Annotated in this window: 10 protein-coding genes; 3 read left to right on the forward strand and 7 right to left on the reverse strand. The window is 65.4% G+C overall.

The genetic code is table 11. The features are described 5' to 3' along the window. From ACXJL8_RS22805 to ACXJL8_RS22835, 7 genes are all read right to left on the reverse strand, one after another. On the reverse strand, positions 1-891 hold an 891-nt coding region (locus ACXJL8_RS22805), incomplete at its 3' end, for a CHASE3 domain-containing protein (protein ID WP_456685629.1). A 105-nt stretch (positions 892-996) separates the two neighbouring features. After that, positions 997-2,355, reverse strand: coding sequence for an acetyl-CoA carboxylase biotin carboxylase subunit (gene accC / locus ACXJL8_RS22810; RefSeq protein ID WP_456621204.1), 1,359 nt, complete (start codon positions 2,353-2,355; stop codon positions 997-999). 59 nt (positions 2,356-2,414) lie between these two features. Continuing rightward, complete coding sequence (gene accB / locus ACXJL8_RS22815; protein WP_456685630.1) at positions 2,415-2,900, reverse strand: acetyl-CoA carboxylase biotin carboxyl carrier protein; 486 nt, start codon at positions 2,898-2,900, stop codon at positions 2,415-2,417. A 37-nt stretch (positions 2,901-2,937) separates the two neighbouring features. Beyond that, on the reverse strand, positions 2,938-3,405 hold the full coding sequence (gene aroQ / locus ACXJL8_RS22820) for a type II 3-dehydroquinate dehydratase (protein WP_456685631.1): 468 nt from the start codon (positions 3,403-3,405) through the stop codon (positions 2,938-2,940). A 227-nt stretch (positions 3,406-3,632) separates the two neighbouring features. Then, entirely contained in the window at positions 3,633-4,472 is an 840-nt protein-coding gene (locus tag ACXJL8_RS22825) for a DUF1236 domain-containing protein (RefSeq protein WP_456621201.1), read from the reverse strand. Positions 4,473-4,694: 222 nt separating this feature from the next. After that, the gene (locus tag ACXJL8_RS22830; protein ID WP_456621200.1) at positions 4,695-5,462 is read right to left on the reverse strand and encodes a DsbA family protein; all 768 of its coding nucleotides are present in this window, start codon (positions 5,460-5,462) and stop codon (positions 4,695-4,697) included. 105 nt (positions 5,463-5,567) lie between these two features. Continuing rightward, positions 5,568-6,971: a M48 family metalloprotease gene (locus ACXJL8_RS22835; protein ID WP_456621199.1), complete on the reverse strand. Its 1,404-nt coding sequence runs from the start codon at positions 6,969-6,971 to the stop codon at positions 5,568-5,570. A 191-nt stretch (positions 6,972-7,162) separates the two neighbouring features. On the opposite strand from ACXJL8_RS22835, the gene ACXJL8_RS22840 reads away from it, so the two are divergent. The 3 genes from ACXJL8_RS22840 to dctA form a co-directional block, all read left to right on the forward strand. Beyond that, entirely contained in the window at positions 7,163-8,350 is a 1,188-nt protein-coding gene (locus tag ACXJL8_RS22840) for a pyridoxal phosphate-dependent aminotransferase (protein ID WP_456621198.1), read from the forward strand. 91 nt (positions 8,351-8,441) lie between these two features. Then, positions 8,442-8,990, forward strand: coding sequence for a biotin transporter BioY (locus tag ACXJL8_RS22845; protein WP_456621221.1), 549 nt, complete (start codon positions 8,442-8,444; stop codon positions 8,988-8,990). Between the two features lie 84 nt (positions 8,991-9,074). After that, the coding region (gene dctA, locus ACXJL8_RS22850) for a C4-dicarboxylate transporter DctA (RefSeq protein ID WP_456685632.1) at positions 9,075-10,280 on the forward strand (1,206 nt) is incomplete at its 3' end.

A 10,280-nucleotide genomic window follows, 5' to 3' on the forward strand; every position in this document is an offset into this window, starting at 1 on the left:
CGCCAGCGGCGGTCCATCGGCAGGGGCGTGAGCGAGGCCGCCGATGCGGCGGAAGATGTCGCCGCCGAGCTCTTCGAGTTCGCTGGTGAAGCCCATGATGTTGACGAGGGGCGAGCGCAGATCGTGGCTCACGATATAGGCAAAGCGCTGAATCTCGTTGTTGGCTTCGCGCAGGTCCGCGGTGCGCTCGTCGACCACGGCCTCGAGATTCGCGTAGGCGTCGCGCAGGCGCGTCTCGGCCTCGTCACGGCCCTGCGCTGAACGTCGCACCAACCAGATCGAGATCAGTGACAGCAGCACCACGAGCCCGGAGCCGATGCCCGTCATCGACGCCGCCAGCGTCTGGCTGCGATCGGCGTTTTCCGTGCGGAGCCGGAACAGGCGCTCCTCTTGCTGGATCATGGCAGCAGCGACGCTGCCGATCGCGGCCGTGGTGTCAGTGGAGGCCATCTCGCGGACCAGCGCGGCGGCCTTGTCAGGATGACCTTGGGCGATGAAATCCAGCTCCTGGGCAAACTGGCCGAGCCGGGTCTCGATCGCGGCGCTCAGCTTCTCGATGCTGGCCCGTTGCGCCGGATTGTCGCCGATCAGGCGTGTGAGCCGGTCGAGCGCGGGTACGATCGCTGCCACAGCCTTCTCATGGTCGGCCTTGAAATCCGTCCCTTGCGTCAGGAGGTAGCCACGGGCGGCGCTCTCGGCGCGCCGGATTTCCAGCAGCAGCGCGTTGATCTGGTTCTCCGCCTCGATGGTGTGAACCACCCATTTGTTGTCGTCGCGTGCCTTGTTGACGAGGTAGACGGAGCCCGCACTGATTGCGGTCAGCACAACGAGTCCGGCTGCGAACAGCAGGATCTGCCAAAATGCGCGCCGTCGCTGCGCCTCGGCCGTCACGACGGTCTCGCCTTGTTACGTTCAGCGGAGTTCAAAGCGCCCCCTTGGAACTGTCCCAACCGTCCAGAACGCGATTGGGTCCAAAGGGTTCCATGGCAGGCGGGACTATTTCGCGGCCGGTTCCGTCTGGCCGGCCAGATACTGTTCCAGCCAATGGATGTGGTAGTCGCCGTCGATGATGGCGGGCTCGCGGACCAGCGCCCGGAACAGCGGCAGGGTGGTCTCGATGCCTTCGACCACCATCTCGTCGAGCGCGCGGCGCAACCGCATCAGGCATTCGCCCCGGGTCTTGCCGTGCACGATCAGCTTGCCGACCAGCGAGTCGTAATAGGGCGGGATCGTGTAGCCCTGATAGACCGCAGAATCGATCCGGACGCCGAGCCCGCCGGGCGAGTGGTATTGCGAGATGCGGCCGGGCGAGGGGCGGAAGGTCTGCGGGTTCTCCGCATTGATGCGGCACTCGATCGCGTGGCCGATGATCTGGACCTCGCTCTGCTTCGCAGGCAGCTCGCCGCCGGCGGCGATGCGGATCTGCTCCAGCACGAGATCGATGTCGGTGATGCTCTCGGTGACGGGATGCTCGACCTGGATGCGGGTGTTCATCTCGATGAAGTAGAACTCGCCGTCCTCGTAGAGGAATTCGATGGTGCCGACGCCGAGATATTTCATCTCGCGCATCGCCTTGGCGCAGGTCTCGCCGATCTTGGCGCGCGCGGCAGCGGAGAGGACGGGCGAGGGGCCTTCCTCCCAGACCTTCTGGTGACGGCGCTGCAGCGAGCAGTCGCGTTCGCCGAGATGGATCGCGCCGCCGCGGCCGTCGCCGAGGATCTGGATCTCGATGTGGCGTGGCTTCTGGAGGTATTTCTCCAGGTAGACCGATGCGTCGCCGAAGGCGGATTTGGCCTCGTTGGCAGCGGTCTGCAGCGCCACCGCCAGATCGGCCTCGCTTTGGGCGACCTTCATGCCGCGGCCGCCGCCACCCGCCGCCGCCTTCACCAGCACGGGAAAGCCGATCTCCTTCGCGATCGCCATCGCGTCGTCCTCGGGGCCGACGCCGCCGTCGGAGCCGGGCACGACCGGGATGCCGAGACGCTTGGCGGTCTTCTTGGCCTCGATCTTGTCGCCCATCAGGCGGATGTGCTCGGCCTTGGGGCCGATGAAATGCAGATTGTGCTCGGACAGGATTTCCGCGAAGCGGGCGTTCTCCGACAGGAAGCCGTAGCCGGGATGCACCGCATCCGCGCCGGTGATCTCGCAGGCGGCGAGCAGCGCGGGCACGTTGAGATAGCTGTCCTTGGACGGCGGCGGCCCGATGCACACGCTCTCGTCCGACAGGCGCACATGCATGGCGTCGGCGTCGGCGGTGGAGTGCACGGCGACGGTCGCGATCCCGAGCTCCTTGCAGGCCCGCAGGATGCGAAGGGCGATCTCGCCGCGATTGGCTATGAGGATCTTGTCGAACATGATGTCCTTAAGGGACTGGCGCGCGAAACGCGGCGAGGGCGGAAGGCCGCCCGCGGCCGTTACTCAATGATGACGAGCGGCTCGCCGAACTCGACGGGCTGGCCGTCCTCGACCAGGATCTGCGTCACGGTGCCGGCGCGCGGCGAGGGGATCTGGTTCATGGTCTTCATCGCTTCGATGATGAGCAGCGTCTGGCCGACCGAGACCTTGCTGCCGACCTCGATGAACGGTTTTGCGCCGGGCTCCGGCGCCCAATAGGCGGTGCCCACCATCGGCGAGGTCACGGCGCCCGGATGCTTGGACATGTCCGCGGCCGCAGGTGCAGCCGCCGCAACGGCGACCGGCGCGTGGCCCGCATGCGACATCGGARCGGGCATGGTCGCGGCAACGCTGATGTTGCGGGCGACGCGCAGGCGCAGGCCCGCACGTTCGATCTCGATCTCGGTGAGGCTGGTCTCATCGAGCAGCAGCGCGAGTTCGCGGATGAGGGCGGAATCGTCGCTGGAGAATTTTGCGGCTGCTTTGTCGTCTGGCTGGCGCGCCATGTTRCTTGATCCGAATGTTCTGTGTGATGAGGGAGCGTCAGGCCTTGGGCTTGATGCCGAGCTTGACGGCAAGGCCCAGGATGGCGAGGCGGTAGCCTTCGATGCCGAAGCCGCACAGCGAGGCGAAGGCCGCGCGCGCGGTGTAGGAGTGGTGACGGAAACTCTCGCGGGCGTGGATGTTGGTCACGTGCACCTCGACCGTCGGAATCTKCACCGCGAGCAGGGCGTCGTGCAGCGCGATCGAGGTGTGCGAATAGCCGCCGGCGTTGATGATGATGCCCTTCATCTTGCGGGCATGCGCCTCGTGGATGAAGTCGATCAGCTCGCCTTCGCGGTTGGACTGCCGGCAGTCGGCCTTGAGGCCGAACTGCGCCGCCGTCTCCCGGCACAGCTTCTCGACGTCGGCCAGCGTGGCGTGGCCATACTTCTCCGGCTCCCGCGTCCCCAACATGTTGAGGTTCGGCCCGTTCAGAAGGAGGATCGTGTCGGTCGCTGGTTCAGCCATTCCTATCCCGGAGAGGTGTTTCGGCGTGGCGGGGGTTATAGGTAACAAAGCGGCTTAGGGGAAGCCTTGAAGGGCCTCCCGGGTCGCTTCAGGCACCTCATCCAGTGCGCAAAAACCTGTGCGGAAACCACGGAAATTGCTTGTTAACCAGTCCAAAGCATGGCTGCCACCGAACGCAAAGGGGCGGGCATCGCTGCCCGCCCCTCAGAGGTTAACGTCCCGGAGCCTCAGACATCGAGGATGGCGACGATCTCGTAGGTGTTGGGGTCGATGATCACGATCTGCTCGCGGACCAGCACGTAGCGGTAGCTACGCCACTCCGGATAGATCGTCACAACACGTGACGGCAGGGCGTGCAGCTCGATGCCCTCGCGCGGCACCCGGGTGCCGACCGAGATCGCGAAGTTCACGTTGGTCACGGGCGCCACGCGTTCCTCGCGGATGACGGACGTGATCTGGGTCCGTTGCTCGGTCGAGAGCTTGGCGCCGGCGCCGGCCTGGCCGACCGTCGTCGAGGTCGAGCTCTTGCCTTCGGCCTTCATGTCGGTCGAGGTGCCCGAGCCCGGGCGGTTCTCGGCGTTGCTCTTGGTGGACGTGCCGGCCTTGTTGTCCTCAGCCTTCATGTCCTTGTGGTCCTTGGCGCCGGACTTGGTCGTATCCTGGCTCATGCTCTTGGACTTGTCCTGCTGCGACTTGTCCATCTGACCCTGCGCGCGTTCGTCGGTGCGCTGGCCCTTGGTCGCGCCGGCCTTGTCCTCGGCGGCGTTCTTGTGCATCGCGCCGCCCGGGCGCTCGTCCTTCATCGCCCCGGACGACTTGTCTTCCGCGGCCGCACCCGGCTTCGTGGCGCTGGCGCCGCCAGCCTGACCGACGGTGCCCTTTTCCTTCGTCACGGAGTCCTTGCCCATGGTGCCGTGCTCGGCCGCACCGCCCGACGGCTGTGTTTGCTGCGCAGGCTGCGCGCCGGCGCCGCCGCTGTCGCGGTTCATGGTGCCCTGTGCGTTCGCCAGTCCGGTGCCTGCGACGAGCGCGAGCGCGGCAACCGAGATCATAAAGCGGTTAGACATTGAATTTCTCCTCACGTGTTTATTTGCGTCATTGCCCGCGCCAACAACGAAAGGAGATATCGGTTGTTCCGGAACTTCGGTGGTTCCACGGCTTTTGTTTGTTGAACGCCAGATGAACGCGGGCGCCGCGATTGCGACACGATCGCAACGGCGCCCATGCGCAAACGAAAAGGCCGGCTTTTCAGCCGGCCTCGCTTGTGAGTGAAGTTGTGAAAGGCGCGATCAGCAGGTCGCCTTGCCGCAGCGGGCGACGCCGATCTTCTCCTTGAGGCCTTCCACGCCGACGGCGCCGATCACGATCTGCTTGCCGATCACGTAGCTCGGCGTGCCGTTCATGCCCATCGCTTCCGCGAGCTTGAAGTTTTCCTCGATGGTGGCGCGCACCTCGGGACTGGCGAGGTCCTTCTCGATCTTCGCGGTGTCGAGGCCGGCTTCCTTGGCCGCCTGAAGCGCGCGCGCCTTGTCGGCGGCGCCGCGGCCGCCGAGCAGCTTCTGGTGGAAGTCGAGATATTTCTTGCCGGTGGGATCCTGCATGCGCACGGCGACCGCGACCTGCGCCGCTTCGACCGAGCCCTGGCTCAGCACCGGAAATTCCTTCAGCACGACCTTCAGCTTCGGATCGGCCTTCATGAGATCGAGCATGTCCGTCATCGCGCGCTTGCAGTAGCCGCAATTGTAATCGAAGAACTCGACGAAGGTGACGTCGCCATCCTTGTTGCCGAGCACGACCTGGCGCGGCGAGTTGAAGATCGCGTCGGCGTTCTGGCTGATGCTGGCTTCGTGCTTCTGCGTCTCGGCCGCGGCCTGGCGCTTGCTGAGCTCGGCCATGGCCTCCTCGAGCACCTCGGGATGGCTGACGAGGTAGTTCTTGACGATCGCCTCGATATCGGTGCGCTGGACATCGGAGAAGCTGTCGGCCGACGCGGGCGCGGCTGCGCCGAACATGGCGAGCGCAAACAGCGCGGGAGCAAGCAGGCGCAGCGAAGGCATTGGCAAATCCTCTTGTCGAAAGCAGGTTTCGGAAAACGTCCCGCCGGGCTTGAAGCTCTGTGTCGTGACGTCGTGGTGTCTGCGGTTGTCGTGTCAGGCGTCGTTCTAGTTGCGCGACGGCTTGGCCGCCACGATGTCGTCGGCCTTGACCCATCCGGGCGTGCCGACGGCGAAACGGGTTTTCGCGCGCGTGGCGAGCTCGCGGGCGGTCTTGTTGTCGCCGCGCAAGTAAGCGGCCTGCGCCGACGCCAGATCGGCCTCGGCATAGTCGCCCTTCCGGCCATAGGCCATCGCGAGCTGGGTATAGCCGAGGACAGCCTCGGGCTCCCGTACCACTGCGGCGCGGAGAATCCGAACGGCATCGTCCGTGTAGGCCTTATTATCGGTTCCAACCAGAGCCTGCCCAAGTAACATCTCGATGAGGGGTGAATTGTTCGACAGCGCGACAGCCTTGCGCAGGGCCGGGATCGCCTCGGCGGGCTTGCCGCTTTCCAGCAGGGCCTGGCCGCGCACCTCGTAGAAATACGCATTGTTCGGCTGGACCTGGATCAGGGCGTCGATCTGGGCGAGCGCGCTACGCAAATCGCCGTGGAGATAGGTGCTGATGGCGCGGGCGTAACGCGCCGGCAGGCTGTCGTTCGACTGCGGATAGCGGCGGTACACCGTCTCCGGCCGTTCCATGAAGGCCGAGATCTTGGCGCGCACCATGTCGTGGCGGAGCTGGAGCGCGGGATCGTCCTTCTTGTCCCAATAGGGGCTGGAGCTGGCGAATTCCTGGAGCGCTGCGACGCGCTCGGCGGGCATCGGATGCGACTGGAGATAGGGATCGGCGCCACGCGCGGCGAACAGGCTCTCGCTGGTGAAGCGCTTGAAGGTCTCGTACATGCCCTTCGGCGACTGCTGGGTCGCGGTCAGGAATTTCACGCCGGCGCGGTCGGCGTTCTCTTCCTGCTGGCGCTGGTAGGACAGCAGCGTACGGCGGATCATCTCCTGCGGTCCGGCGATCGCGGCGGCGCCGGCATTGGCAAGCCCGTTGTTGCCGGCGCTGCTGCTGCCGCGGGTGCTGCCGACCGCGATCGCGCCGGCGCCGAGCAGCATCGCGATGATCATCTGGGTCTGGGCATTGGCGAGCTGCTCGCGCAGCTTGGACAGATGCCCGCCGGCCAGATGCCCGGTCTCGTGCGCGAGCACGCCGATGATCTGGTTCGGCGTCTCCGATTGCAGGATCGCGCCGTAATTGACGAAGATGCGGCGACCGTCGGCGACGAAGGCGTTGAACGACGCTTCGTTGATGATCACCATCTGGATGTTCTGCTTCTCCAGACCGGCGACGCGCAGGATCGGGCGCGTGTATTCGCGCAGGAGCTGCTCGGTCTCGGTGTCGCGCAGGATTGGCGGGCCCTTCTGCTGCGCCTGTGCCGCCGGGAGCGGCAACAGCGCGATCGCCGCAGCCGTGACGAGGGCGGTGAGGGCGGAGGCCTTCTTGCGCAATGCGATCTGGAGCAACATCAAGCGGTCTGGGTCAAACGGGCTCGGTCAAGTGGTCTTGGTCAAGCAGTTTCGTGATTGGTTTTGGCGATTGGCGGCGGACCGGATACGCGATATGCCCTTATGAGCCGTACAATGCGGCCAGTCTGGGGCGCAAGTGCCCGGTTTTCCGGACCGAACGGACCGGTCCGCCAGCGAAATAGCAGAAATCGATGCACGATGCGACATTGAGGAACCGGGTGGGGCAGTGGCTCGAGCCGTCCCGCCGCAGCGATGTTCCCCCGTTCATGGTGATGGACGTGATGGCGGCTGCGGCCCGAATCGAGGCCTCCGGCGGCCATGTCATTCATATGGAGGTCGGCCAGCCCTCCGCGTCCGCGCCCAAGACCGCGATCGCGGCCGCCCATGCCGCGCTCGAAGCCGGGCGGATCGATTACACCTCCGCGCTCGGCATCCCCTCGCTCCGCGAGCGCATCGCGCGGCATTATCGCGATGCCTATGGCTGCGCCGTCAGCCCCGAGCGGATCGTGGTGACGACGGGCTCGTCCGGCGGCTTCATCCTGGCGTTCCTGGCGATGTTCGAACCCGGCGATCGCGTCGCCGTGACAGTGCCGGGCTATCCGCCGTACCGCCATATCCTCACCGCGCTCGGCTGCGAGCCGGTGCTGATCGAGACCTCCGACGAGACGCGCCATGCGCTCACCGGCGAGGCGCTGCTCGCCGCCCACCGCAAGGCGCCGCTGAAGGGTGTGCTGGTCGGCAGTCCCGCCAATCCGACGGGAACGATGATGTCGAGGGAGGCGCTCTCCAGCCTGATCGCGGCGGCGGAAGACGCCGGCATCCGCTTCATTTCGGACGAGATCTATCACGGGCTCGACTATGCGTTTCCGGCCGTGACGGCAGCCGCGCTGTCGCAGCACGCACTCGTGATCAACTCGTTCTCGAAGTATTTCTGCATGACGGGCTGGCGCGTCGGCTGGATGGTCGTGCCGGACGTGCTGGTGCGGCCGATCGAGCGGCTCCAGCAGAACCTGTCGATCTCGGTGCCGTCGCTGTCGCAGATCGCGGCCGAAGCTGCGTTTGACGGCGCGGCCGAGATGGAGGAGATCAAGCACGGTTATCAGGAAAACCGCCGCATCCTGATCGAGGGACTGCCCAGGGCCGGGCTGACGAGGTTTCTGCCTGCCGACGGCGCCTTCTACCTCTATGCCGACGTCTCGGATTTCACGTCGGACAGTCTCGACTTCGCCAAGCAGATGCTGGAACAGGCCCGTGTCGCGGCCACGCCGGGTCTCGATTTCGATCCCATCCATGGCCGCTCGTTCATACGACTGTCCTACGCACGTTCGGCTGATGAGATGCGGGAGGCAGTTGACCGGATCGCTCACTGGCTTAAATAGCCGCCAGTTTCCGAACAGCCTTCCGGAGTTCATCTTGTCTGACAGATCCATCCCATCCACTGCTGCGCCGCAACTTCCTCTCGCCGCTGTCATGTGGCCGACCCGGCCGGGCGAAACCGTCGGCAGCTTGCGCGCGGTCGTGCTGGTCGCGCTCGGCACCGCCTTGATGGCGCTGTCGGCCAAGGTGAGCCTGCCGCTGCCTTACGTGCCCATGACCCTGCAGAGCCTGGTCGTGCTGATGATCGGCGCGGCCTATGGCTGGCGGCTTGGCAGCGCAACCATGATCGCCTATCTCGCCGAAGGCGCGATGGGGCTGCCGGTGTTCGCCGGCCCGGTCGGCGGACTTGCGCCGCTGGTTGGCCCGACCGCCGGTTATCTGTTCGGCTTCATTGCGGCGGCCTTCATCACCGGCTGGCTCGCCGAGCGCGGCTGGGATCGCAGCGTGGTCCTGCTGTTCGCGGCCATGGCCGTCGGCCATATCGCCATTTTCGCCGCCGGGTTCGGCTGGCTGGCCTTCGGCCTTGGTGCTGCCAAGGCCTGGCAGGTCGGCGTCGCGCCATTCATCGCGGCGTCTCTGGTCAAGAACGCGCTCGGCGCCGCACTGATGCCGGCGGCACGCCGGATCATCGACCGCCGGTAAAGCGCGCAATAACGATCAGTTCCAATTGACAGGGCCGGCCAAGTTGATCTTGGCTGGCCCCGGAGTTTGAGGGGGAGTGAAACGATGACGACGACAACGATGGCGGGGGCGCCGGTCGCGCCGACCGCCGCCAAGCCGTGGTACAAGGTTCTCTACGTCCAGGTGCTGATCGCGATTCTGCTCGGCGCCATCGTCGGCTGGTTGTGGCCGTCGTTCGCCACCAACGAATGGATCAAGGCGCTCGGCGACGGCTTCATCAAGCTGATCAAGATGGTGATCGCACCGATCATCTTCTGCACGGTGGTTTCGGGCATCGCCCATATCCAGGATGCCAAGAAGGTCGGCCGCATCGGCGTCAAGGCGCTGGTCTATTTCGAGGTCGTCTCGACCTTCGCCCWGGTGATCGGTCTCGTCATCGGCAATYTGGTGAGGCCGGGCGCGGGCTTCGGCAATGCGGCGGCAAACGAGGCGGCCGTTGCAAATTACGCCAAGCAGGCCGCCGGTCAGAAGTCCGTCGACTTCGTGCTGCACATCATTCCGGACACCGTGGTTGGTGCGTTCGCGCAGGGCGAGATCCTGCAGGTGCTGCTGTTCTCGGTGCTGTTCGGCTTCGCGATCATGAGCCTCGGCGAGCGCGGCCACACCATCCGCAGCTTCATCGATGACGCCGCGCATGCGGTGTTCGGCGTCATCTCCATCGTGATGCGCGCGGCACCGATCGGCGCGTTCGGCGCGATGGCCTATACGATCGGCAAGTTCGGCACCGGTGCGATCCTCAATTTGGTCGGGCTGATCGCCACGTTCTACGTCACCGCGGCGCTGTTCGTGTTCGTCGTGCTCGGCGTCATCGCGCGTATCGCGGGGTTCTCGATCTTCAAGTTCCTGGCCTATATCAAGGACGAGCTCCTGATCGTGCTCGGCACCTCGTCCTCGGAAAGCGCGCTGCCGTCCCTGATGGAAAAGCTGGAGCGGCTCGGCTGCTCCAAGTCGGTGGTCGGCCTCGTGGTGCCAACGGGTTATTCGTTCAACCTCGACGGCACCAACATCTATATGACGCTGGCGACGCTGTTCATCGCGCAGGCGCTGGGCTTCGATCTCAGCTTCGGCCAGCAGTTGACCATCCTGGTCGTGGCCATGCTGACGTCGAAGGGCGCTTCCGGCATCACCGGCGCGGGCTTCATCACGCTGGCCGCGACGCTGGCCGTGGTCGATCCGCGCCTCGTGCCGGGCATGGCGATCGTGCTCGGCATCGACAAGTTCATGAGCGAATGCCGCGCGCTGACCAATCTG

It is taken from the genome of Bradyrhizobium sp. P5_C11_2, from assembly GCF_054049755.1.

Bases quoted from the DNA above. Each gene is read 5' to 3' on its own strand.
- ACXJL8_RS22835 (WP_456621199.1), bottom strand. From the start codon at position 6,971: ATGTTGCTCCAGATCGCATTGCGCAAGAAGGCCTCCGCCCTCACCGCC.
- ACXJL8_RS22830 (WP_456621200.1), bottom strand. From the start codon at position 5,462: ATGCCTTCGCTGCGCCTGCTTGCTCCCGCGCTGTTTGCGCTCGCCATG.
- ACXJL8_RS22825 (WP_456621201.1), bottom strand. From the start codon at position 4,472: ATGTCTAACCGCTTTATGATCTCGGTTGCCGCGCTCGCGCTCGTCGCA.
- ACXJL8_RS22840 (WP_456621198.1), top strand. From the start codon at position 7,163: ATGCACGATGCGACATTGAGGAACCGGGTGGGGCAGTGGCTCGAGCCG.
- accC (WP_456621204.1), bottom strand. From the start codon at position 2,355: ATGTTCGACAAGATCCTCATAGCCAATCGCGGCGAGATCGCCCTTCGC.
- ACXJL8_RS22845 (WP_456621221.1), top strand. From the start codon at position 8,442: ATGTGGCCGACCCGGCCGGGCGAAACCGTCGGCAGCTTGCGCGCGGTC.